Annotated in this window: 19 protein-coding genes; 5 read left to right on the top strand and 14 right to left on the bottom strand. The window is 72.5% G+C overall.

What is annotated here, in order from left to right; all coding sequences use genetic code 11:
- Position 1: 1 nt before the first annotated feature.
- On the bottom strand, positions 2 to 679 hold the full coding sequence (locus AB0N14_RS19430; protein WP_366026907.1) for a response regulator transcription factor: 678 nt from the start codon (positions 677 to 679) through the stop codon (positions 2 to 4).
- 145 nt (positions 680 to 824) lie between these two features.
- Between AB0N14_RS19430 and AB0N14_RS19425 the strand changes: the two genes are divergently transcribed.
- Positions 825 to 1,097 (top strand): hypothetical protein, encoded by a 273-nt coding sequence (locus AB0N14_RS19425; RefSeq protein ID WP_366026906.1) that lies wholly within the window; start codon positions 825 to 827, stop codon positions 1,095 to 1,097.
- 73 nt (positions 1,098 to 1,170) lie between these two features.
- Here AB0N14_RS19425 and AB0N14_RS19420 read toward each other — a convergent pair whose 3' ends face one another.
- The 3 genes from AB0N14_RS19420 to AB0N14_RS19410 all read right to left on the bottom strand — a co-directional run bounded on the left by AB0N14_RS19420 (position 1,171) and on the right by AB0N14_RS19410 (position 7,085).
- Positions 1,171 to 2,304 carry a glycosyltransferase family 4 protein gene (locus AB0N14_RS19420; protein WP_366026905.1) on the bottom strand — a complete coding sequence of 378 codons (1,134 nt, stop codon included), beginning with the start codon at positions 2,302 to 2,304 and terminating at the stop codon, positions 1,171 to 1,173.
- Positions 2,301 to 5,189, bottom strand: coding sequence for a bifunctional glycosyltransferase family 2 protein/CDP-glycerol:glycerophosphate glycerophosphotransferase (locus AB0N14_RS19415; protein ID WP_366026904.1), 2,889 nt, complete (start codon positions 5,187 to 5,189; stop codon positions 2,301 to 2,303). The genes AB0N14_RS19420 and AB0N14_RS19415 overlap by 4 nt, the downstream gene beginning before the upstream one ends.
- Positions 5,190 to 5,417: 228 nt before the next feature.
- On the bottom strand, positions 5,418 to 7,085 hold the full coding sequence (locus AB0N14_RS19410; protein WP_366026903.1) for an NAD-dependent malic enzyme: 1,668 nt from the start codon (positions 7,083 to 7,085) through the stop codon (positions 5,418 to 5,420).
- A 135-nt stretch (positions 7,086 to 7,220) separates the two neighbouring features.
- Here AB0N14_RS19410 and AB0N14_RS19405 point away from each other — a divergent pair, with 135 nt between their 5' ends.
- The gene (locus tag AB0N14_RS19405) at positions 7,221 to 7,892 is read left to right on the top strand and encodes a 1,4-alpha-glucan branching protein (RefSeq protein ID WP_366026902.1); all 672 of its coding nucleotides are present in this window, start codon (positions 7,221 to 7,223) and stop codon (positions 7,890 to 7,892) included.
- 282 nt (positions 7,893 to 8,174) lie between these two features.
- Positions 8,175 to 10,301, top strand: a complete 2,127-nt coding sequence (locus AB0N14_RS19400; RefSeq protein ID WP_366026901.1) for a glycosyltransferase family 39 protein — start codon at positions 8,175 to 8,177, stop codon at positions 10,299 to 10,301.
- A gap of 8 nt (positions 10,302 to 10,309) precedes the next feature.
- Here AB0N14_RS19400 and AB0N14_RS19395 read toward each other — a convergent pair whose 3' ends face one another.
- The 3 genes from AB0N14_RS19395 to AB0N14_RS19385 all read right to left on the bottom strand — a co-directional run bounded on the left by AB0N14_RS19395 (position 10,310) and on the right by AB0N14_RS19385 (position 14,309).
- The gene (locus tag AB0N14_RS19395) at positions 10,310 to 11,557 is read right to left on the bottom strand and encodes a hypothetical protein (RefSeq protein WP_366026900.1); all 1,248 of its coding nucleotides are present in this window, start codon (positions 11,555 to 11,557) and stop codon (positions 10,310 to 10,312) included.
- 192 nt (positions 11,558 to 11,749) lie between these two features.
- Positions 11,750 to 12,433, bottom strand: a complete 684-nt coding sequence (locus AB0N14_RS19390; RefSeq protein ID WP_366026899.1) for a DUF4232 domain-containing protein — start codon at positions 12,431 to 12,433, stop codon at positions 11,750 to 11,752.
- 493 nt (positions 12,434 to 12,926) lie between these two features.
- Positions 12,927 to 14,309 (bottom strand): serine/threonine-protein kinase, encoded by a 1,383-nt coding sequence (locus tag AB0N14_RS19385; RefSeq protein WP_366026898.1) that lies wholly within the window; start codon positions 14,307 to 14,309, stop codon positions 12,927 to 12,929.
- Between the two features lie 46 nt (positions 14,310 to 14,355).
- Between AB0N14_RS19385 and AB0N14_RS19380 the strand changes: the two genes are divergently transcribed.
- On the top strand, positions 14,356 to 14,907 hold the full coding sequence (locus tag AB0N14_RS19380) for an RNA polymerase sigma factor (RefSeq protein ID WP_366026897.1): 552 nt from the start codon (positions 14,356 to 14,358) through the stop codon (positions 14,905 to 14,907).
- A 63-nt stretch (positions 14,908 to 14,970) separates the two neighbouring features.
- On the opposite strand, the gene AB0N14_RS19375 is transcribed toward AB0N14_RS19380, so the two are convergent.
- The 4 genes from AB0N14_RS19375 to AB0N14_RS19360 form a co-directional block, all read right to left on the bottom strand.
- A complete protein-coding gene (locus AB0N14_RS19375) occupies positions 14,971 to 15,939 on the bottom strand; it encodes an aldo/keto reductase (RefSeq protein WP_366026896.1) in 969 nt (322 codons plus the stop codon).
- Between the two features lie 157 nt (positions 15,940 to 16,096).
- Positions 16,097 to 17,011, bottom strand: a complete 915-nt coding sequence (locus AB0N14_RS19370; RefSeq protein ID WP_366026895.1) for an SDR family oxidoreductase — start codon at positions 17,009 to 17,011, stop codon at positions 16,097 to 16,099.
- 105 nt (positions 17,012 to 17,116) lie between these two features.
- Positions 17,117 to 17,746 carry an MBL fold metallo-hydrolase gene (locus tag AB0N14_RS19365; RefSeq protein ID WP_366026894.1) on the bottom strand — a complete coding sequence of 210 codons (630 nt, stop codon included), beginning with the start codon at positions 17,744 to 17,746 and terminating at the stop codon, positions 17,117 to 17,119.
- Positions 17,746 to 18,834 (bottom strand): S-(hydroxymethyl)mycothiol dehydrogenase, encoded by a 1,089-nt coding sequence (locus AB0N14_RS19360; RefSeq protein ID WP_366026974.1) that lies wholly within the window; start codon positions 18,832 to 18,834, stop codon positions 17,746 to 17,748. Before AB0N14_RS19360 ends, AB0N14_RS19365 begins: the two co-directional genes overlap by 1 nt.
- Before the next feature lie 214 nt (positions 18,835 to 19,048).
- On the opposite strand from AB0N14_RS19360, the gene AB0N14_RS19355 reads away from it, so the two are divergent.
- Complete coding sequence (locus tag AB0N14_RS19355) at positions 19,049 to 20,815, top strand: ABC transporter ATP-binding protein (protein WP_366026893.1); 1,767 nt, start codon at positions 19,049 to 19,051, stop codon at positions 20,813 to 20,815.
- A gap of 18 nt (positions 20,816 to 20,833) precedes the next feature.
- Here AB0N14_RS19355 and AB0N14_RS19350 read toward each other — a convergent pair whose 3' ends face one another.
- From AB0N14_RS19350 to AB0N14_RS19340, 3 genes are read right to left on the bottom strand one after another with little or no spacing between them, the layout of a single operon-like run.
- Complete coding sequence (locus tag AB0N14_RS19350) at positions 20,834 to 21,352, bottom strand: MarR family transcriptional regulator (RefSeq protein WP_366026892.1); 519 nt, start codon at positions 21,350 to 21,352, stop codon at positions 20,834 to 20,836.
- 25 nt (positions 21,353 to 21,377) lie between these two features.
- A complete protein-coding gene (locus AB0N14_RS19345; RefSeq protein ID WP_366026891.1) occupies positions 21,378 to 22,127 on the bottom strand; it encodes a polysaccharide deacetylase family protein in 750 nt (249 codons plus the stop codon).
- Complete coding sequence (locus tag AB0N14_RS19340) at positions 22,124 to 23,503, bottom strand: glycosyltransferase (protein WP_366026890.1); 1,380 nt, start codon at positions 23,501 to 23,503, stop codon at positions 22,124 to 22,126. The genes AB0N14_RS19345 and AB0N14_RS19340 overlap by 4 nt, the downstream gene beginning before the upstream one ends.
- Positions 23,504 to 23,583 lie beyond the last annotated feature (80 nt).

The following is a 23,583-nucleotide window of genomic DNA, read 5'->3' as shown; positions in this document are numbered from 1 at the left end:
GTCACCTCCCGGTGGCGTGCAGCCGGTAGCCGGCCCCGCGGACGGTCTCGATGGTCCGGCGGCCGAAGGGGGCGTCGATCTTGCGCCGCAGATAGCTGATGTAGACCTCGACGATGTTGGTGTCGCCGTCGAAGTTCTCGTCCCAGACGTGGTCGAGGATGTCCGTCTTGCTGATCACTTCGTCGGGGTGCCGGAGCAGGAACTCCAGCAGCGTGAACTCGCGTGCGGTCAGGGTGATCTCGCGCCCCGCGCGGCGGCAGTGGCGGCGCGCGGGGTCCAGGGCGAGGTCGCCGGCCGCCAGCACGGCCGGCCGGGCGGGCGCCCCGCGCCGCAGCAGGGCCCGCAGCCGGGCGACCAGCACGACGTACGAGAACGGCTTGCTCAGGTAGTCGTCGGCGCCGAGGTCGAGGGCGTCCGCCTCGTCGTACTCGCCGTCCTTCGCAGTCAGGACGAGGACGGGCGTCCACACCCTGGCGGCCCGCAGCCGCTTCAGCACCTCGTATCCGGAGATGCCGGGCAGCATGAGGTCGAGCAGGATCACGTCGTACGGCTCGTGGACGGCCCGCCACAGGCCCTCGAAGCCGTCGTGGACGACACGGGTGACGAAGCCCTCCTCGGCGAGCCCGTGAGCAATCGCCGCGGCGAGTCCCCGTACGTCCTCGATCACCAGCACTCGCATGGCCGACCTCTCCCTCTCACCCTACGGAGGCAGGGGCGCGACCGCGCGTCGAACTGCTCTCAGCCTCTTCTCAGGGGGCCCGCCGCAGGCTGGAACAAACTAGGACGAAAGAGGGCCTCCGTGCCTGTGAGCAAGGAGAGACGCGATGACGAACGTCCGACGCAGGGTCGCACTGGTCGCCGGCACGATGCTGCTGGCCGGTGCGGCAGGCAGCGGTGTCGCGATGGCGAGCACCCCGCCAGTGGTGCACCCCTCGGTCCAGACGAACTACTGCGACGACGACTGGGGCTGCGGCGACTGGGGTTACGGCCATGGAGACCACGGCGACCACGGCTACTGGGACTACGACAGCTACCACTTCGGTGGTGGCGGCGGTGACCACGGCGGCGGCCACGGCGGCGGCCACGGCAGGTACTGACGGCTTACCAACCCCCAACGACGACCACGTGCCGGTTCGCTCCTGGGCGGACCGGCACCGGCATACCTCCGGTTCAGCGCTCCAGGAAGTCGAAGAGCTCCTCCCACCGGCGGGTGATCACGTCCGGGGCGAAACGCCGGACGTTCTCCCGCGCCCTCGTCCCCAGAGTGTCGCGCAGCTTCTCGTCGGACATCAAACGCACGAGGTGGCGGGCCAGTTCGGAGGTGTTGCCGTGCCGGGCCAGCAGACCGTCCTCGCCGTCGCGGACGATCTCCCGCACGCCGGGTGAGCAGTCGAACGCCACGCACGGCACCCCGCACGCCATCGCCTCCAGCAGGACGAGCGGAAAGCCCTCCCTGCGGGAGGACTGCACGCACACCGAGGACCGTCGCAGCGCCTCGGTCACGTCGTCGGTCTGCCCCGCCCACTCCACCGAGTCGTCCAGGCCCAGCTCCGCGCACTGCCGCCGCAGCTCGGTCTCCTTCTCGCCGGCTCCGTGGATGCGCAGGATCCAGCCGGGCTGCCTGGGCGCGGCCTGATCCCACACGTCCAGCAGCAGGTCGACACCCTTGTCGTGGCTGAGCCGGCCGATGCAGGATACCGCCTTCTCCGTGCGCGGTGAGGGGGTGCCCGGTGTCAGCGGCAGCGGGTTCGGCATGAAGCCGACGTTGTTCAGGCCCTCGCCCACCCACAGGTCGGCGTCCTCCTGGGTGAGGACCAGCAGCCGGTCCACGTTCCGGTAGTACGTCAGCACCCGTTCGAAGCGCGAGGACGCGCGGGAGGCTTCGAAGGACTCGTGGCTCATGCCGATCACCGGGTGCCCGGCGGTGTCGGCGAGCGCCACCCACTCCATCGCCCAGACCTGGGTCACGACGATGACGGCGCCGGGGCGGGCGGCGCGGAAGACACGGGACAGCCGCTCGGCGGCGGCGCGCCCGTCCGCCTCCTGCCCCCGGACCGCCGGGTCGAACCGGCCCAGCAGCGGGCGCGGCCGGTGATGGGCCGGGGGACGCCGCTCGTACAGGGTGCGTGTCTCGAAGGGCGGGTTCTCGCCGAGGTTCATCGGCACCTCTGGCGGGGAGACACCGATGATCGTCACCCGGTGACCCCGCTCCGCGAGCAGCCGGGCCATCTGGGTCTGCCAACGGCCCACGCCCCCCAGTTCGTTGACCTCATTGGCGACGAAGAAAATCTGACGACCCGTCATCGGCCCTCTCCGGCCGGTGCGAAGAAGCGGTCCACGATGCGGGCCGCGGCGTCCCCGCGGTCGTACTCGCCGTACTTGTCCACGAACTCCTTGAGCCGTGCCTCGTACCGGGTGCTCAGGGCGCGCAGGTCCGACAGCGCCGAGAACAGCGCGTCCTCGGTGCGCACCACCGGGCCCGGGGCCTCCTCGAACAGGTCGAAGTAGGTGCCGCGTACGTCCTGGGAGTACTCCTCCCAGTCATGGGCGAGGAAGACGAGCGGCCGGTGGAGCAGCGCATAGTCGAACATCACCGACGAGTAGTCGGTGATCAGGGCGTCGGAAAGAAGCAGCAGCGGAGTGATGTCCGGCTCCCGCGCCACGTCGATCACCCGGCCGGCCACCGACGGCGGCAGGGTGACCCGGTTCAGATAGTGGGGGCGTACCAGGAGCGTGTACCGGTCCCCGAAGCGGTCGGCGAAGCGTTCCACGTCGAAGGGCGGTCGGAGGTCGCGTACGCCGCCGTCGGGGCGGGCGCGGAACGTGGGCGCGTACAGCACCACGCGACTGTCCGGACGGATGCCGAGGCGTTCGGCGGTCCGGCGTACCGCCGGGTCGGCCGTCTGCGGGTGCCGGGCCGCCCGGACGAGTGCGTCGTTGCGCGGGTAGCCGGTGCGCAGCAGTTTCCCTTCCGGGATGCGGTAGGCGCGGGCGAGGGTGCGCACGTCGTGCTCGCTGCGCACCAGGAAGTGGTCGAAGCGGTCCAGTGCCTGCTGGAAGGCGCGCTGTTCGTGCTCGGACATCACCCGGTAGGAGGGCTCGTCGAAGCCCATCCGCTTCAGGGCCGAGCCGTGCCAGGTCTGGATGTAGGTGGTCTCCGGGCGTTTGCGGAGCATGAGCGGGAAGCCCTGGTTGTCGATCCAGAACTCGGCCTGGGCGAGGGCCCTGATGTACCGCCAGGACCAGCGGCGGACGAGTTCGGCGTCCTCGGGGAACCCCTCGGGCCGCTCCCCCGCGTACGACCAGACGGCATTGACGGGCACCCGGCGGCGCCGCAGTTCCTCGTGGATGGCTCGCGGGCTGTCGCTGTACTGCTTGCCGAGGTGGCTCTCGAAGACGACGGTGCCCTTGCGGACCGGCAGGAGCCGGAGCATGTGGTGGTAGGCCTGCGCCTTGCGCGAGTGGGAGGACAGGTCCCTGCGCATGGCCCGCAGGGCGCGGTAGGTGCCCTTGACGGTCCGGGCCGCGGGGCCGTGCAGATTGCGGTCCACGAGCGCGCGGCCGCGCCGGGCGGCCGGACCGTGCTGGGTGAGCCGGAAGGCCAGATGCCCCTTGGCGGAGACCTGCGGTGCGAGCCGGTCGGCGACGAACCGGCCGAGCCGGGGGCGTACGGGCACGGACGCGGAGTTCTCCAGATCGACGTCGCCGGCGGTGATCCGGGTCGTGGTGCGCCTGCCGTCCGCGGTCAGGTGCAGCCGGACGTCCCACACCTCGTCGACCACGCCGACCGGCCGGAAGCGGCCGGTCAGCGGTACGGCGGCGCGCCAGGTGAGGGTGTCGCCGGCGTGACGCACCGTCGCCACCGGGAACCGGAAGGTCCGCAGACTGCGGCGGCGGGCCCGGAACTCCAGCTCGGCGGTGAGGCGGGCGTCCGGGGAGACGGTGTGCAGGGGGTTGACCACGGCGCCCTCGAGCAGCACCAGGTCACCGCGCACGGCGTATCCGGTGAGCACGTTGCGCAGGAACATCTCGTTCAGTTCTCTGCCGTGGTGGCCGAGGGCGGTGACGTCCATGACGTCGCGCGCCTCGGGGTCATCGAGGTACCGGTCGCACCAGTAGATACGGCCGTCCCGCTCGACGAGCGGCGTGGAGATCTTGGAACGGTTGATCAGCGTGTCGACGGCCGGCATCAGGTTCTCCCAGTCCTCCCGCATCAGCAGGTGGGCGCAGATGGCGTGCACCCGGTCCAGCTCGGCGTACGCCGCCTCGGGGAAGTCCTGGATGTAGCCGCGGGCCAGTTCGGCGAACCGGTGGCGGTAGCCGTCGTCGAGGAACGGCAGGTCGCGGAGGTAGAGCGCGAGGTCGTGCTTGAGGAACTTGGTGTCCTTGCGCAGTTTGAGCTCGTCCAGGCCGCGTCGCTTCAGCACCTCGTCGATGCGGCGGTGGATCTCGAGCCGGTCGGCGAAGTTGTTGATCTCGTGGCGCCGGTTGCTGATCGACTTGGCCGTGGTCTTCTGGACGACGTGCCAGAAGTAGACGGTGTGGGGGATCAGGGTGATGCGTCCGGCGGCGAGACAGGCCTGAGCGGAGAAGAGCAGGTCCTCGTAGTGGATGCCGCGCGGGAAGGCGAGCCCGTTGTCGAGGAGGAACTCACGCCGGTAGCACTTGTTCGTCGACAGGGTGTCGAAGACGAAGAGGTCCGGCAGCTCGGCGATGGACTCGACGGTGCGCGTGGACCGGTACAGCCAGGGGTACCAGGGGATCCGCTTGTCGTGTCTGCTGTCGGTGTGCACCCGGACGCACCGTCCCGAGACCAGGTCGGCGCCGGTGCGGTCCGCCGCTTCCAGCAGGTTGCGGCATGCGTTGGCCTCGAGGGTGTCGTCGCTGTCCAGGAACATCACATAGCGGCCGCGGGCCACGGCCAGGCCCTGGTTGCGCGGCTCGCCGCAGCCGCCGCTGTTCTCGGCCAGCCGGATCGCGCGCACACGGCCGGGGTGGGCGGCGGCGAGGGAGCACGCGACGTCGTACGAACCGTCGGTGGAACAGTCGTCCGCGATGACGACTTCCACGTTGCGCAGCGTCTGGTCGAGCACGGAACGCACGGCTGTCGTCAGACGCGGGGCGTCGTTGTAGACGATGACGACGACACTGATGTCCGGTTCCGGCCCGCCTGATCCGGGGGTATCCATCGGCACGGCACCTCTCGTCTCGGATCGACGACTCTCCGGACGGCGGCCCCGTCACCGCAGCGGTTCGGCGGTGTCCACGAAGGCGTCCCGTGGACGGGGGTGCCCGGGGTCCAGCCCCGCCGCAGTAGCCCTGCCGTCTGCAGGGCCACCGCTGCCGGGGCGGCACCTTGCCGCTCCTCCCCGTCACGGGGCGGGCCGGCAGGGCTCTGGTCCGTGATCTGCTCCGCGTCAGCGGGCCGGATAGTCCGGTATCCACTGGGTCTTCTCGACCGCCTGGCGCACCTCCGCCTCGGTCGCCTTGGGGGCCACCCCGTCCTCGACGGCGGCGAGCGCGGCGGCCACCGCGATCTCCCGGGCGGCCTCCCGCATGCCGCCGAGCGGCGGCAGCAGCGGGGCGGGGCCCGGAACTCCGGCGGCCGCCTCGGCGGCCCGCGTGGCGACGGCGCGTGCCGCGGCGACCAGCATCCGGTCGGTGACCCGGGTGGCCCCGCCGGCCGCCACCGCGAGCCCCATCGCGGGAAAGATGTACACGTTGTTGGCCTGCGCCACCGGAATCCGGTGACCGTCCACCTCCAGCGGCGGGAACGGCGACCCGGCGGCGATCAGCGCCCTGCCGTCCGTCCAGCGGGCGATGTCCGCGGGATCGGCCTCGGCGTGCGAGGTCGGGTTGGACAGCGGGAAGATCACCGGCCGTTCGCAGGTGGACGCCATCTGCCGCACGATCTCCTCGGTGAACGCGCCGTGCGCCGTCGACAGCCCGATCAGCGCGGTCGGTTCGATCCGGCGCACCACCTCGGCGAGCCCGGTGTCACCCCAGCCGGCCACCTCCTCGTCCGCGCGCGCGTACACCCGCTGCTCGTCGGTCAGATCGTCGCGCGAGTCCACCAGCAGTCCGTCGACGTCGACGAACCAGAAGCGGCCCGCCGCGTCCTTCTCGGAGAGTCCCTCGTCCACGAGGGCGGCACGGATCATGTCGGCGACACCAACGGCGGCGGAGCCCGCTCCCAGGACGACCAGCCGCTGCTCGGTCAGCGGCGTGCCGACCACCTGGCAGGCCGTGGACAGGGCGCCGAGCACCACCGCCGCGGTGCCCTGGATGTCGTCGTTGAAGGTGAGCAGCCGGTCGCGGTAACGGGTGAGGATCGGCCGGGCGTGGACGGTGGCGAAGTCCTCCCACTGCAACAGCGTGCCCGGCAGCTCCGCCTCCACCGCCGAGACGAACGCCTCGATCATCTCGTCGTACTGCGCCCCGGTGAGCCGGTGCTCCCGCCGGCCCAGATAGCGCGGATCGGACAGCAGCTGCTCGTTGTCGGTGCCGACGTCGAGCAGGATCGGCAGGGTGCGCGCCGGGTGGATGCCGCCGATCGCGGTGTAGAGGCTCAGCTTGCCGATCGGGATGCCCATGCCCCCGACGCCCTGGTCGCCGAGACCGAGAATGCGCTGGCCGTCGGTGACGACGATGACGTCGACGGCGCCCTTGTGGGGTCGATTGCGCAGGATCTCCCGGAAGCGGTCGCGGTCCTCCCAGGACAGGAACAGGCCGCGGGGCCGCCGGTAGATCTCACTGAAGCGGCGGCACGCCTCCCCGACGGTCGGGGTGTAGACGATCGGCAGCAGTTCCTCGAGGTGTTCGGTGATCAGGCGGTAGAACACCACCTCGTTGGTGTCCTGCAGCTGCCGCAGGTAGATGTGCCGGTTGAGCGGCTTGTCGTAGCCGAGGAACGCCTGGTGGGCGCGGCCGACCTGCTCCTCGAGGGTCTCCACGGCGGGCGGCAGCAGTCCGTCCAGGCCGAGTTCCGCGCGTTCCTCGCGGGTGAAGGCCGTGCCCTTGTTGAGCAACGGGTCGGCGAGCAGGGCGGTGCCGCGGGCGGTCGTCTGTCCGGTGAGGTGTGTCATCGTGCGGTCCAACCTGAAGGGATCGAACATTCTCTTCCCAATGCCCTGCTTCCGTACCGCCCCCCGGCCGACAGGACGTATTCCTTCACTCCTTCACCGCAGCATCGGCGGGAGGGATTGGATAGGTTCGCCGGCATGGCGATCATCCACAACACCACGATGACCCCCACCAAGCTGGAACTCCTCACCGTCTGGCTCCCCACCCGGCCCTGGTACGTCGGCACGGGCCGCGCGCCGGAGCTGTCCAGGACCGGCGGGTTCCGGCTGGACGACCCGGAGGGCGAGGTCGGGATCGAGTTCCTGGTGGCCACCGACGAGTCCGGACCGGCGCCGGTCTCGTACCACGTACCGCTGAGTTACCGCGGCGCGCCCCTCGAAGGAGCCGAACAGGCGCTCGTCGGCACCTCCGAGCACGGTGTGCTGGGACGGCGATGGATCTACGACGGTACGCACGACCCGGTGCTCGTCGCTCAGTTGCTGGCGCTGCTCCAGGGCCGCGCCGAACCCCAGGCGCAGAGCCGGTCCGACACCCCCGACCCGTCCGTCACCGTCCGGTTCACGGGTACGCCGGCGGCGACCGGGGGCGTCACGACGACCGTGACCGACGGATCCCACGACACCCTCGTCACCATGCACGCGACCGGCTCCGCGGCCCCCTCGTCGCTGAACCTCCGCGTGACGCGCGTCCTGGAACCCGGGGAAACGGCACCGGCCGACGCCACGGGCCATGTCACCGCGGGCTGGCGCTCGCCGGACGGCGGTGAGCACCGCGGGGTGTTCGCCGCCCTTCACCGCACCGGGTCCTGACCCTACCGCCGACTCCCCTTCGGTCCACGACGTCCGGCCCGTCCGCAGCCGTCGGGCGGGCCGGAGGCCTGTTACCCCTTCCGCAATGCTCCGGTCACCGGCGCGCCATCTCCGCGTCGGGCGCCCGTCCGAAAGGAGCGGGCTCTTACCGACATCCTGTACCTCTCATGCAACACGGCCACGGAATGCCTACTTCTTCATAGTCGGATCATCCGGTCGCACGTGCCGCTCAACGGGCCGACGCGACGGTGAGAAGACAGCGGCAGTCCGGGAAGGCCACCTATGCTCAGCGCTCATTCGGAGCAGACCGCAGCGCGCGACGCGACGCCGGCGAGGGGTACGGCGACCGCGACCGCCGGGGCCGGCACGCACGGCGGAGGGCTGCCTCCCCAAAGCCCACGGCCGCCACGGCCGCGCTACGAACTCCCGGTACTGGGGGCCATAGCGGCGCTCGCGGCGGTTCTCTGCATGTGGGGCATCGACCACAGCGTCTACCACACGTTCTACGCCGCCGCCGTGCGCAGCATGACCGACAACCCAGTGGCGTTCTTCTTCGGTTCGTTCGACCCGGGCAACTCCATCACCCTCGACAAGGAGCCCGGCTTCCTGTGGCCGCAGGCGCTGTCGGCCATGGTCTTCGGCTTCCACCCCTGGGCACTGGTGCTGCCCCAGGCGATCGAGGGCGTGGCCTGCGTCCTCCTCCTGCACCTGCTGGTGCGCCGCTGGGCCGGGGTCCCGGCGGGGCTGCTGGCCGCGGCGTTCCTGACGCTCACCCCGGTGGCCGTGGGGTTGGGCCGGTCGATCGTGGAGGACGCGCCGTTCGTCCTGCTGCTGCTCCTGGCCGCCGAGGCCACCTGGCGGGCCGTCGCGCGGGCCCGGCTGCGCCCCCTGCTGGCGGCCGGCGTCTGGGTCGGGGTGGCGTTCCAGTGCAAGATGCTGGAGGCCTGGGCGGTGCTGCCGGCCCTGGCCGTCACCTATCTGGTGGCCGCCCCCACCACCCTGCGGCGCAGGATCGGCCGTGTCGCGGTGACCGGCGCGGTCGCCGTGGCGGTGTCGGCCTCCTGGGTGGCCGTGGCGACCGCCGTCCCCGCTCAGTCGCGTCCCTACATAGACGGCACCACGAACAACTCGGCCGTGGGCATGGTCGTGGGCTACAACTTTCTGACCCGGTTCACCTCGCTGGGCGTGGACGCGGCGGACACGGGCAGTGTCGTCGCCGGCGAGACGGGCCCGGACCACGCGGCCACCGACAGCGGCTCGGGCAAGGGCAGTTCAGCCAGGGAGGCCGGAGGCACCGGCCACACCGCGGGGCGAGCCCACCACAGGGGTCCGGGCATGGGCAACAGCGTGCTGAAGATGTTCAGCCCGGGTCTCGCCACCCAGACGGGCTGGCTCTACCCACTGGCCGGGTGCGGCCTTGTGTGGGGTCTCGCCGCCGCGCGGCGCCGCCTTGTCCCCCGCACCGATCCGGTGCTCGCCGGGTATCTGCTGTGGGGGGTGTGGCTGGCCACCTTCTTCGCCGCGTTCAGCTTCGGCAGCGTCACCGGCCACACGTACTACATGGGCGTCGTCGCCGTGGCCCTCGCGGCCCTGAGCGGTGCCGGGCTGGTGCGGGCCTGGGGGGCGTACCGGGCCGGCGGCCGCCATGCCTGGGTCCTTCCGGCGGTGACCGCCGCGAACGTCCTGTGGGCCGCGGCCCTGACGCTGTACTACCGCCACTTCTTCGGGTGGCTGGCTCCCGCCGCCGTCGGCCTGTGCGTCCTGTCCCTGGTGCTCACCGGCGTAGGCCGTGCTCTGGCGGCCCGCCGGCCACGGACAGCCGTGGCCGGCCTGGCGGCCGGTCTCGCCGCGGTGCTGCTGATACCGGCCGCGTGGTCGGCCTCGGCGCTGTCCCCGCGCTACAACCAGCCCGGCGGCATGGGCAGGGTCGGACCCGCCGGCCTCTCGGGGGGCGGCGGACCGAACCGGCTCACGCCGCCGCGCACACGGCTCCTGGCCTACCTGACGGCACACCGGGACGGGGCGAAGTACCTCGCGGCCATGCCGGACTGGGCGGATGCCGCCCCCTACATCATCGCAGCCAACGCGTCCGTGCTGGCCATGGGCGGCTTCACCGGACAGGTCCCCTTCCCCTCCCCCGACGGACTCGGCCGGCTCGTCGACTCCGGTGAACTGCACTACGTCGCCGTCCGGGGCACACAAGCGGCGGGGCGGCAGCGGAAGGCCGATGAGCACGGAGGAAGTGACCGGTACGAAGCGACGGCGCAGCACACCGGCACCGCCGCGTCGCCCACCACGACCGCGATCACGCGCTGGGTCACCACGCACTGCACGGCGGTGCCGCCGACGGCGTACGGCGGCACGGGCTCCGTCCAGCTCCGGCTCTACCGGTGCGGACAACGCCGATGAGGGACCGCTCAGTTCGCGGTCGCCGTGGCTGACGCGGACGCGCCCAGGAACTCCGCCCAGCCGCCGAGCGGCGACTGTCCGGGGGCGAGGGTGCGCAGCTTCCTGAGGACGGCCGGGTCCTGGGCCTCCAGCCATGCCACCAGCTGGCGGAAGGACACGAACCGCACGTCGTCGTACTGGGCCATCCGTCCGATGGCCTCCTCGACGGCGTCCATGTAGATGCCGCCGTTCCAGCGTTCGAAGTGGTTGCCGATGAAGAGGGGCGCCCGATTGGTGTCATGGGCGCGCCGGAAGCCGGCCAGGTAGGTGTCCCGGGCCTGGGCGCGCCAGGCGCCGTACCGGGAGCGGTCGCCCAGGGGGTTTCCGCCGGACTGGTTGAACATCATGTTGTAGTCCATCGACAGGACCTGGAAGGAGTGGCCGGAGAACGGTATGGACTGCAGGGGGAAGTCCCAGATCCGGCCGCCCTGCACCTTGCCGGGCCAGATCTGCAGGCCCCCGGGCGAGCTGGCGTCGTACTTCCAGCCGAGCGCCGCCGCGGTGGGCAGCAGGCGTGCCTGTCCCTCCAGGCACGGCGTGCGGCCGCCGATGAGTTCCTTGCGGTAGTCGAAGGGCAGCGGGTCCAGGTCGGTGAAGCCGGTGTTGGTCTTCCACTCGGTGACGAAGCGGACGGCCTGGTCGATCTCGCTCCGCCACTCGGCCGGCGACCAGTCGCGCACCCCGCCGGCGCCGCAGAAGTGGCCGTTGAAGTGGGTGCCGATCTCGTGGCCCTCCAGCCAGGCCCCGCGCACCTGCTGGAGCGTGGCGTGGATGTGTCGGTCGCCGAGGTAGCCGATCGCGGAGGCGCCCACCGGGTGCTGTGGCGGACGGTAGAGGTGTTTCTTGGACTCCGGCAGCGTGTAGATGCCGCTGAGGAAGAAGGTCATCGACGCGCCGTGGTCGGCGGCGACCTTGCGGAAGCGGGAGAAGAGGTTGTTGCTCAGCTCTCCCGCGCCGTCCCAGGAGAAGACCACGAACTGCGGTGGCCGCTGACCGGGCTTCAGTCGCTCCGCCCTGGGCTGCTTCGGCTGGGTGCCGGTGTCCGCGGTGGAACCGTCGCCGATGAGCTTCAGGGGCCGGTTCTCAGGGGTCCCCCTGCCGTTCGAGGGGGCCTCGCCGGTCACGGACCAGCCGCCGGCCGAGCAGGCGGACAGTGCGCCCAGCGCGCCCGCCGTCGCCCCCGCGGTCAGCAGACGCCTGCGTGAGATGCCGTTCATGTTCGTCCCCGTCTCCTCGTCGTGCGGCTCCGGGCGGAGCCGTCGTGCCGTGTGGGTCGACGGGTTCGATGGGCGGGGGCGGCGGAAAAGATCGGGGCGCAGGGGAGGTGTTGCCGTCCTGTGACAACGGCAGCGGTTCCATGACGAACCCCGCTGCCCCGGAGCGGGCAGCGGGGTTAGGGGCAGGGCGGATCAGGCGCCGGTGCCGGGCTGGAAGGGCGTCAGGAAGACCGAGGAGGAGTTGCCCGACACGGGCACCGCGCCGCCCGGCCACGTCACCTTCAGGGAGGCCTTCTCGTCGGGCGGGGTGATCAGGAGGGCTGCGGGGGTGGCTGTGCGGGCGCCGCTGACCTCCGGGTTGGAGAAGGTCAGTCCGGCCCAGGCGCTCCTGCCCGGCGCCAGCGTGACCTTCGTGGGGCTGCCAGAGCTGCGCTTGGGGTCCGGGCCCAGTTGCTTGCCGGAGGCGTCCACGAAGGCGGCGCCCGGGTAGCCGTCGATGGTGCAGGTGCGCCCGGAGCGATTGGTCAGGACCAGGGGGAAGTTCTCCTGACCGGCTCCCGGGTTGTTCGCCCCGACGGACGCGCGCAGTGCGGACGTGTGACAACGGGTGCCGCTCGTGGTGCCGCCCCCGGTGGCCGCCGCGGAGGGCGTGGTGCGGGTGCCGCCCGACGCCGCGGGGTCGGCGGAGGTGCCGCCCCTGCTGGTCGCGGTGCCGTCGCCGGTCGACTGGTCGCCGGAGGCGGGCTGGGCCGTGCCGGGCAGCTTCTGCGGAGCACCGGCGGTGCCCTGGTCGTTTCCGCAGGCGGTGAGCAGGGTCAGGGCGGCGACCGCGCCCAGCGCGGACACCACGCGTCGCGCCGTCAGGAAGGGGTCCATGGCGTCCAGTGCCCCGGCAGGCAACGTTCGCCCGTCAAGGAGCGGCGTCCGGTGCGTGCTCTCTGGGGGTACCCCCTGCTCGAAGAGCTTGGGGGAGTGCCGGCCGGAGGCCCTCGTACTGGACGTACTTGGGCTTTCGGCCGGTGCGGCGAGAGTGGGGGTACCCCCTGCTCGAAGAGCTTGGGGGAGTGCCGGGCGTCGCGACGGGGCGAACGTTGCCTGTCGGGGCACCAGGTCGGGGCCCGCTGTGCCGCGCCGGAAGGTCACCATGTCCACTGCTCCTTGAAACTCGTGCCGCCCGCGCCGGGCGCGAGCGTTCTCGACGGTGCCGAGATGCTCCGTCTTTCTGTCCGATGCCCGCTCGGGCGGAAAAGTTCGCGACGTCCGGCTCTGGCGCGAGGCGTTTGGGGGTACGGGAGGGCCCGTTCCTCAGTGGTCCGGGCGGCGCGTCCCGCGGCGGGCGGGGCGGCTGCCAGTCGCACCGCGTCGGTGGTCAGCCGGTGACACGCACCGAGTCCAGGATCCGCTCGGTCCGGTCGCCGCCGCCGTCCTGGCGCAGCTGGACGTAGACCTGGGGTCCGTCGGCGCCGTCGGCCGGGGCGAGGGCGGCCTCGGTCACGGAGCCCTTGCCGCCGTCGCAGTCGTCCCAGGTGCGTATGCGGCCCTGCCAGACCGTGCCGCGGTAGTCGCGGCTGCTCTGGTAGTGGCAGCCGGTGTGGTCGAGTGCGCGCACCTTGGCGGAGAGGTCCCCGTGCTCGCTCAGCCCGATGAACGCCCCGTTCACAGAGGTGCTCAGGTCCTGCCAGCGTGAGAGGTCGTCGGCGACGGCGAGGGCGGGCTCCCGCCCGGCCGGCAGGCCCAGTTCCTCGGGGTTCCAGCCGGCGTCGCGCAGCTGGCGGCCCCAGGCCGCGGGCACGGCGGCGTGCAGGCGCCCGGTGGAGTCCTGCACGGTCACGTCCGCCGCAGCGGGGTGCCGCAGCAGCAGGGTGGTGGCGGCTCCGGCGGCACCTGCGACGGCCACCGCGGCCAGGGCGAGGACCGCGCCGCCGCGACGGCGGCGAGGGCGACGCGGGGCCGGCGCGGACGACGCTCCAGCGAGCCGGTCGAGCTCGTCGGCGAAGGCCTCCGCGGTCGGCCAGCGCCGGTCACGGTCGGGCTCCATGGCCCGCATCAGCGCCCGCTGGACCTCGGGCGGCAGGTCGGGACGGAGCCGGTCGGGGCGCTGGACCTTGCCGGGCGGGGCGGGGACCGTGCCGGTGAGGAGGTGGTAGCCGAGGGCGCCGAGGCTGTAGACGTCGGCGCGTGCGTCGATGCCGGAGCCGGGTTCGGTCTGTTCGGGTGGGGCGTATCCGGCGGAGCCCGCGGCCGTGGTGAGCCCGGACGCCTGTGCCAGGCTCTTGGCCAGGCCGAGGTCCGCCAGCAGCAGCCGGGTGCAGCCGTCGGGCCCGGTCCGCAGCAGCACGTTGGACGGTTTGATGTCCCGGTGCACGATGCCGGCCTCGTGCAGGGCGGCCGCGGCGCGGGCGGTGAGCGCGGTCAGGCGCAGGGCCTCGGCGACGGGGAGCGGACCGGTCGTGATCCGGTCGGCGAGGGTGCCCGAGTCGGCGTACTCCATGACGAAGTACGGCCTGCCGTCGGGCAGTTCGCCGATGTCGTAGACCTGGACGACCCGGCTGGAGCCGGCTCGGCGCAGCAGGCGGGCCTCGGACAGGAAGCGCTCCCGGATGTCCAGCCGGTCGGCCCAGTTCTCGCTGAGCACTTTGACCGCGACGGGCGCTTCGAGGACGTCGTCGTGGGCGAGCCAGACGACGCCGAAGGCGCCGCCGCCCAGGCGGCGTTCGAGGCGGTAGCGGCCGATCCGCTCCAGGGGCTGCATACGACTATCATGCCTGTTCGGAGATCGACTTCGAGGGGAGCTCCCTGTGGGGGATGCCGCCGACGCAGAGGAGCTCGCCCGGCGTGCGGCCGCGGGTGACGGTGCGGCTCTGGACGCGCTGCTCCAGCGGATCCAGCCGGAGGTGGTGCGGCGCTGCGGGCGGTTCCTGCCGTGCCGGGAGGATGCCGAGGAGGCGGCGCAGGACGTGCTGTTGCAGGTGGCCCGGCGGATCACCACGTTCCAGGGCCGCAGCCGCTTCAGCACCTGGCTGTACACGGTGGTCGCCAACTGCGCCCGGCAGAAGTACCGGGAGCTGAAGCGGCGGGCCGCCGAGCAGCCGGCGACCATCGACGCGGCACAGCACGTGGATCCGCGCACCACCAGCGTGATCGCCGGGTCCCGCGTGGACCTGCTGGACGCCCTGGAGCGGCTGGAGCGCGAACACCCGCACCTGGTGGCGCCGCTGGTGTACCGGGACATCTGCCAGCTGGAGTACGCGGAGGTCGCCGAACGCGTCGGTGTCCCCCTGGGCACGCTGAAGTCCCGTCTGCATGAGGCGCGCCGGCAAGTGAGGCCATGGCTGGCCGGCTCCGCGTAGAGCCCGCCCGAGAACAGGGGGCGGCACGCGCGCCGCGTACCGCCCCTTCCGTTCGGCCAGGCGTCAGTGGCCGCTGATCGCGTGGGGCGTGTACGGCTCCTGGAGTGCCTGGATCTCCTTGTCGCTGAGGTCCACGTCGACCGCCGCGACGGCGTCGTCGATGTGCTGGGGCTTGGTGACGCCGACGATGGGTGCGGCGACGGTGTCCTGGTGCAGCAGCCAGGCGAGGGCGACCTGGGCGCGCGGGATGCCCCGTTCGGAGGCGACCGAGGCCACCGCCTCGACGATCTCCCGGTCGCCCTCCTGGTAGAGCTTCTTGCCGAACTCGTCGGTGCGGCTGCGCTCGCTGGTCTCGTCCCAGCCACGGGCGAGGCGCCCGCGGGCCAGCGGGCTCCAGGGCAGGGTGCCGACGCCCTGGTCCGCGCACAGCGGCAGCATCTCGCGCTCCTCCTCGCGATAGAGGAGGTTGTAGTGGTTCTGCATGGAGACGAAGCGTGTCCAGCCGTTCAGCCGGGCCGTGTACTGCGCCTTGGAGAACTGCCAGGCGTACATCGAACTGGCACCGATGTAGCGGGCCTTGCCCGCCTTGACCACGTCGTGCAGGGCCTCCATCGTCTCCTCCACGGGGGTCGTGGGGTCGAAGCGGTGGATCTGGTAGAGGTCGACGTAGTCGGTGCCGAGGCGGCGCAGGCTGTGGTCGATCTCCGTCAGGATCGCCTTGCGGGACAGGCCGCCGCCATTGGGGCCGGGCCGCATCCGGCCGTGCACCTTGGTCGCCAGGACGATCTCGTCGCGGCGGGCGTACTCGGCGAGCGCCCGGCCGACGATCTCCTCGCTGGTGCCGTCCGAGTAGACGTTGGCGGTGTCGAAGAAGGTGATGCCGGCGTCGAGTGCCCGGCGGATCAGCGGCCGGGAGGCCTCCTCGTCGAGGGTCCAGGTATGGGTGCCGCGGTCGGGCAGGCCGAAGCTCATACAGCCCAGGCAGATCCGGGACACCTCGAGACCCGTCGAACCGAGCTTCACGTACTGCATGCGACTCCTGCTTTCGTCGGAGCGGGGCGGGGACGGGCGCCGCGGACCGATCGGAGCCGACCGTCGTCGCCTCCGGGGGTGGCGCCGTCGCCCAGGACGACGTGTTCCCTGCCCATCCTGGGCGCCCTTCAGCCCCGCCGCACGGCGGCTGCCGGGGTCAGCGGTACCCCGTCGCGTCCGCCGGCCTGCCCGCGTCCTGCACCTCGACGAGGTAGCGCCAGGCGTCGGGGCGGCTGCCGTCCCGGTCGGTGAAGCCGTAGACCTGGGCGAGCCGCCCGCTGGAGAGCGACGCGCCGTTCCAGCGGGAGACCTCCGGGTCGGCGGCCAGCGCGGCGACGGCCCGGCCGACGTAGTACGGGCTCTCGGAGATGCAGAAGTGGGGTTCGCGCTCGAGGGCGTCGCGCCAGTCGTCCTCCGTCACCCCGTACAGCTCGAGCATGAGCTCCGAGCGCAGCCAGCCGGGGGTCAGGGCGACCGCGGTGGCGCCGCGTGGCACGAGTTCGTGGCCGAGGGCGAACGCCATGCGCAGCACGGCCGCCTTGGCGATGTCGTAGAAGAAGGAGACCCGGTAGGTGTCGCGGTTGTACTCGGCGGTTCCGTCGGTCATCTCCACGACCAGGCCGCCGGGGGTGCGCAGCAGCAGGGGCAGCGCATGGTGGCTGGTGATGGCGTGGGTGTCGAGGGCGAGCCGCAGCAGGTGCAGTCCCTTGTCGAGATCGTGTTCCCATACGGGGGTGTCCCACTCGAACAGCTTCTCGGCGCCCCAGACGTCGTTCACGAGGATGTCGAGGCGCCCTTGTTCGCGGTCGATGCGGTCCACCAGGGCGCGCACCTGGGCGGGGACGAGGTGGTCGGTGGGTACGGCGATGCCGTACCCACCGGCCGCGGTCACCAGGTCGGCGGTGTCCTCGATGGTCTCGGGCCGGTCGTACTCGGAGCGCCGCTCGCGCGTGCTGCGCCCGGTGGCGTAGACCGTGGCCCCGGCCGCGCCGAGTTCCACGGCGATGCCCCGCCCCGCGCTCCGCGTCGCCCCGGCGACGAGTGCCACCTTGCCCTGAAGTGGTCCCGGCATGTCCGACCTCCGCGTTCGTTGGACCGTTGCGCGTCAACGGTCTCGCGGAAGCCGGACATCTTCTGTCGCCTTTTCGCGTGCGGTTGGTGCCGGGGTGTTGCCGGCTCAGTGGCCGCGGGCGATCCACTCCTCGAGGTGGGGCGCCTCGTCGCCGATGGTCGTCGTCTCGCCGTGTCCCGTGCGGACCACGGTGTCGGGCGGGAGGGTCAGCAGCCGGTCACGGATCGAGTCGATGATCGTCGGGAAGTGGGAGTAGGAGCGTCCGGTCGCCCCGGGGCCGCCCTGGAAGAGGGTGTCGCCGGTGAAGACGGTGCCGAGGCCCGCGTCGTAGAGGCAGACCGCGCCGGGCGCGTGGCCGGGGGTGTGCAGGACGGTCAGGTCGGTGCCGGCCGTCTCGATGACCTGGCCGTCGGCCAGCCAGTGGTCGGGGAGGCGGTCGGGGTGGGTGAGCTTCCACAGCGGCAGGTCGTCGGGGTGCAGCCAGATCTGCGCGCCGGTCCGCTCGGCGAGGGCGGGGGCGGCGTCGATGTGGTCGTTGTGGGCGTGGGTGCACACGATGGCGCGCAGCCGCCGGTCGCCGACGGCCTCGGCGATCGCGTCGGCGTCGTGGGCGGCGTCGATGACGACCGCCTCGTGGTCGTCGCCGACGATCCACACGTTGTTGTCGACGTCCCAGGTGCCGCCGTCCAGGGAGAAGGTGCCGGAGGTGACGAGGCGGTCGATGCGGGCGGTCATCACAGCATCACCACCGAGCGCAGCACGTCGCCGTGGTGCATCCGCTCGAAGGCCTTCTCGATCTCGTCGAGGGCGATGGTCTCGGTCACGAACTTCTCCAGCGGCAGCCGTCCCTGCAGGTGCAGGTCGATCAGCATCGGGAAGTCCCGGGTGGGCAGGCAGTCGCCGTACCAGGAGGACTTCAGGGCTCCGCCGCGTCCGAAGACGTCGAGCAGCGGCAGTTCGAGCTTCATCTCGGGGGTGGGGACGCCGACGAGGACGACGGTGCCGGCCAGGTCGCGGGCGTAGAAGGCCTGCTGGTACGTCTCCGGGCGGCCGACCGCCTCGATGACGACGTCCGCGCCGAAGCCGCCGGTCAGCTCGCGGATCGCCTCGACGGGGTCGGTCTCCCTGGAGTTGACGGTGTGGGTCGCGCCCAGTTCCCTCGCGGTGGTGAGCTTGCGGTCGTCGATGTCCACGGCGATGATCTTCGCGGCCCCCGCCAGGTACGATCCGGCGATCGCCGCGTCGCCGACTCCGCCGCAGCCGATGACCGCGACCGAGTCCCCGCGGCCGACGCCTCCGGTGTTGATGGCGGCGCCGATGCCGGCCATCACCCCGCAGCCGAGTAGGCCTGCCACGGCCGGGGAGACGGACGGGTCGACCTTGGTGCACTGTCCGGCCGCGACCAGCGTCTTGTCCGCGAAGGCGCCGATGCCGAGGGCCGGGGAGAGTTCCTGCCCGGTCGAGGCGAGGGTCATCTTCTGCTCGGCGTTGTGGGTGTCGAAGCAGTACCAGGGGCGGCCGCGCAGACACGCGCGGCACTTCCCGCACACCGCCCGCCAGTTCAGGACGACGAAGTCGCCGGGGGCGACCTCGGTGACGCCGTCGCCGACCGACTCGACGATCCCGGCGGCCTCGTGGCCGAGCAGGAACGGGAAGTCGTCGCTGATGCCGCCCTGCTTGTAGTGCAGGTCGGTGTGGCACACCCCGCACGCCTGGACCTTCACCACCGCCTCACCAGGGCCCGGGTCCGGTACGACGATCGTCTCGACCCGCACCGGCTCGTCCTTGCCAGGGGCGATCACGCCGCGTACTTCCTGCGCCATGGTGCTGCTGCCTTCCGTCGGTGGTGCGGGCGCCGTGCGCGCCCGGTGCGGGCCACTGCGGCCCACACACATGATCCTTGCGCGGGGAGCACGTCCTCCGCACGTATTCCGCGCGGCGGAAGTCAGATCGACCGGGCGGCGGACCCGGGGAACGGGTGACGTCCGCGGGACACGGCCCCCGTAGGCTGAACACCCCTACGCCACAAGGAAAGCCGTGAGCATCGCTGAGACGCAAGCTCCTGCCGAGCCGGTGCCGCCCGCGTGGCGGCTGCTCCTCGGATATGTACGACCGCACCGGTGGGCGCTGCTCGCGGGCGCGCTCCTCGAGCTGGTCACCGGGGCCACCGGGCTGCTGCTGCCGCTTGTGGCCCGTGGGCTGATCGGCGACCTGTCGCACGACCGGCCCATCACCAAGGCGCTGCTCGGCATGTCCGTGCTGGTGGTCGCCAACGCCGCGGTGGGCGCCCTGGGCTCCTACGTGCTGCGGCGCACCGCCGAGTCGGTGGTGCTCGGTGCGCGGCGCGCCCTCACGTCGTATCTGCTGCGGCTGCGGATATCCGCCGTGGACCGCACCGAGCCCGGCGACCTGATGGCCCGGATCACCTCCGACACCACCCTGCTGCGGGAGGTGACCACCGGCTCGCTTGTCGGCCTCGGCGCCGGGGGGCTGACGCTGGTCGCGACGGTGGTGATGATGGGCCTGGTCGATCCGGTGCTGCTGGGTGTCACGGTCGCGGTGATCGTGGGCGCGGGTGTGGTGCTGGGGGCGATCGTGCCGCGCATCAACCGGGCCGGCCGCCGGGCGCAGGACGCGGTCGGCGCGATGGGCGCATCCCTGGAACGGGTCCTCGGCGCGCTGCGCACGGTCAAGGCGTCCGGTGCCGAGCGCCGCGAGGAGGAGGCCGTGCACGCGGCGGCCGAGGAGTCCTGGCGGCAGAGCGTGCGGGCCGCCAAGTGGTCCGCTGCGGCGGGCAACACGGCGGGGCTCGCGATGCAGATCGCCTTCATCACGGTACTGGCGGTGGGCGGTGCCCGGGTCGCGACCGGGGCCATCGGCGTGGGCACGCTGGTCGCCTTCCTGCTCTACGTCTTCTATCTGATGTCGCCGATCCAGCAGGTGGTCGGGGCGATCACCCAGTACCAGACGGGCGCCGCGGCGCTCGCCCGCATCCAGGAGGCGCTGCGGCTGCCCGCCGAGCCTCCGGCCCGGCCGGTGTCGTTGCCCTCCCCCGGTGCGCGGCCGGCCGCGGTCGCCTTCGAGGAGGTGCGCTTCCGGTACGCCGACGACCTGCCGTATGTGCACCACGGTGTGTCGTTCGCGGTGCCGGCGCGGGGCATGACCGCGTTCGTGGGCCCGTCCGGTGCGGGCAAGACGACCGTGTTCTCGCTGATCGAGCGGTTCTACGACGCAGAGTCGGGCAGCGTCGGGCTCGACGGCCGGGACGTGAGGGAGTGGGAGCTGTCCGAGCTGCGGGCCGCGATCGGCTATGTGGAGCAGGACGCCCCGGTGCTGTCCGGGTCGCTGCGCGACAACCTGCTGCTCGGCAACCCGGAGGCCGACGACGCCGACCTGGAGCGGGTGCTGAAGACGACACGGCTCGAGGCCCTGGTGGAGCGGCTTCCGCGTGGTCCGGAGACCCTGGTCGGGCACCGCGGGACCAAGCTGTCCGGCGGCGAACGCCAGCGGGTGGCGATCGCCCGGGCACTGCTGCGCCGTCCGCGCCTGCTGCTGCTCGACGAGGCGACGTCGCAGCTCGACGCGGTGAACGAGGCGGCGCTGCGGGACACGGTCGCGGACGTGGCGCGGTCCACGACGGTGCTGGTGGTGGCGCACCGGTTGTCCACGGTGACGATGGCCGACCGGATCGTGGTCATGGACGCGGGCCGGGTCCGCGCGGTCGGCACGCACCGGGAACTGGTCGCGGCGGACCCGCTCTACGCCGAACTGGCCGCGACCCAGTTCCTCGCCACCGCCGGCTGACGTGCCGGGTCAGGAGGGCTAGGGGCGCGCGGTCTCGAGGATCTCCTGAAAGGCCTCGTCGTCGACAGCGGCGGCCAGGAAGTCGTCGACCATGCGGTGGAACAGCGTGGCCAGCTGCCTCAGGTCGTCGGGCGACCACGCGGCGAGGGCCGCTTGCATGCCGCGGACGCCCGCGGCGCGGATACGGTCGATGGCCTCCTGGCCCTGGGGCGTGAGCTCGATGCGCTGGGCGCGGCGGTCGTCGGGGTCGGGCACCCGCCTGACGTGGCCGGTCTTCTCCAGGTGCTGCACCTGCCGGGTCACATGGGAGGCCTCGACTCCGAGCCGGTTTGCCAGCTCCCCCGGGCGCAGCGGCTCGGAGTCGGCGATCTGCCGCAGCAGCGCGACTGCGGCGCGGTCGAGGGGCACACCGGCCAGGGCCATCAGACGGTCGTGCTGCCGGGCGCGCGTGCTCAGATAGGTGATGCGGTTGAGCGCGCGCTCGATCTCGACCACTTCCGGGGAGGCGGGGAGGGAGGGTGGCTGCGAAGGGGGCATACCCGCGAGCTTAGCCCATTGTTGCCTAACTCAAGTAACTTCCTGAGCCGAGCCAGCCGTGCTCCCGCAGCGGGCCGACGGTGAACCCCAGCTGCTCGCAGGTGTCGAGGATGCGGGGCAGGGCACCGAGCGCCGAGCGCCACGCTCCCGGCGCCGAGGTGCAGTCGGAGTCGTGGAGCAGGATCGTACCGCCGCCGTCCAGGTCGGCCGTGACCGTCGCGTACACGGACTGGGGTGTGGCGCGGGCGGTCCAGTCCTCGCCCCAGCAGGTCCACAGCACCGGGGTCAGGCCGAGGCGGCGGGCGGCCAGATGGGCGGCGGTCGACATGACACCGTACGGCGGCCGGAAGAGCCGGGGCCGGCGTCCGGTGAGGTCCGTGACGAGGTCGCGGGCGCGGGCGAGGTCGTCGTAGGTGGCACGCGGGCCACGTATCAGCAGCGGGCGGTGCAGCCTGCCGTGGACGCCGATCTCGTGGCCCGCCGCGGCGATCTCGCGGACCAGGCCGGGTGCGCGCTCCGCCTGGCCGCCGAGCAGGAAGAAGGTGGCGTGCAGCCCGCGGTCGGCCAGCAGCCGCAGGAAGCGCGGGGTGGAGGCGGGGTCGGGTCCGTCGTCGAAGGTGAGGGCGACGTGGTCGGGGCGGCCCCGGCCCGCCAGGCGGGGCATGACGCGGTTGCGCAGCGGCCCGAAGGTCGAGACGACGGGCGCGGCGTGCAGGGCGGCGAGGGCGGGCAGGGCAGCCAGAGCCGCGGTGCGGATCGGGCGCGCGGGGGTCACGAGTGGTGGCCTTCCGATCGGGGGCCGTGGCCCGGGGGGAGGTCGTCGAGGTCCAGGCCGTGGCCGATGGCGCGCATCAGCCCCGGGCCGTCGTACGTCGTCGCGATCCCGGTCCCCACGGCGCAGGCCCACACGGCGCACGCCACGGCGGCGGTCGCGGCGAGCCGACGCGGCCGTCGGGTGACGCGGAGCGGGGTGCGGTGCCGCACTCCGAAGCGGTGGACGCGTGCTATCTCGGCCGCGGGGCCTGCGTCGAGGGCCGTGGCGAACACGGCGAGGCCCGCCGCGCTCTGCCGCCGCCCCAGCGGGCCGTCGATCAGGTCGCACAGCACGGCCTTGAGGTCGGCCGGGTCGCGGATCCAGACGGCGACGCCGGCCTCGTCCAGGGCGGCGGCGTTGGCCGGCCCGTGGCCCGGTATGCAGCGGTAGCTGGCAACGGGCAGGCCCGCGGCGAACGCCTCCAGCGAGGTGAGACCGCCGGCGTTCTGCACCAGGACGTCGGCGGCGTGCATCAGGCCGGGCATGTCGTCGACCCAGCCGTAGGCGTGTTCGATGCCGTCCGCGTGCAACTGCCGGGCCAGGGCTTCGTTGCGGCCGCAGACCACGACCGGGACGGCCGCGCCGCAGTCGCGCAGTTCCCTGGCCACCTGGCGGACCGGGCCGACGCCCCAGGACCCGGCGACGAGCAGGGCCAGCGGGGCGTGCTCCGGAAGCCCGAAGCGCGCCCGGGCCCGGCTCCGCTCCCCCGTGCCGCAGGGGCGGAACCGCGGGTCGACCACCGGTCCGCACACGCGGACGTCCCGGGCCCCGGCGGCGCGCGCCTGGGCGGCGGGTACGGCGTGCGCGGCGAGGTGGATGTCGACGCCGTCCGCCACCCACAGCGGATGCACCGAGAAGTCGGTCAGATACGTCAGCACCGGGACGCTCAGCCGGCCGTCGAGGCGGAGGCCGCCCAGGACCCGGCTGGCCCCCGGGTAGGTGGAGACGACCGCGCCGGTGCCCGGGGGCAGGGCACGCAGCACCCGGTCCTCGGCGGCACGCAGCAGCGCCCGGGCCGCGGGGCCGCCGCCTCCGGCGCGCTCGGTGCTGGAGTAGATCCGCTGGTAGGCCCAGGGAGCCCGGACGAGCATCCGGTGGTAGCCCTCCTGAACGGCGCGGCCGAGCCGGGCGGGCAGCAGGTCCAGCAGGTCGAACCGGTCGACCAGGAGCCCGTGCGCCGTGAGCCGGCGGGAGAGTTCGGTGGCGGCACCGTCGTGACCGGCGCCGACGCTCGCGGAGACGATGGCGACCCGTCCCGAGGGCTCCGTCGCCGCTCTGGGGCGCGGGACGGCGGCCGCGAGCGCGGGCGCGGGGGCGGTACGTCCGGGGTGGGGCATGGGCTTTCCTCCGCACATGAGTGGAGCGGCGGAACTCTACAACAAGTAGTAGTTCACGTTCAGAAGCCCGGAGCATACTT

Source organism: Streptomyces sp. NPDC051104 (genome assembly GCF_040682835.1).
Taxonomy (GTDB): domain Bacteria; phylum Actinomycetota; class Actinomycetes; order Streptomycetales; family Streptomycetaceae; genus Streptomyces; species Streptomyces cynarae.
This window is presented reverse-complemented; position numbering and strand designations above follow the sequence as displayed.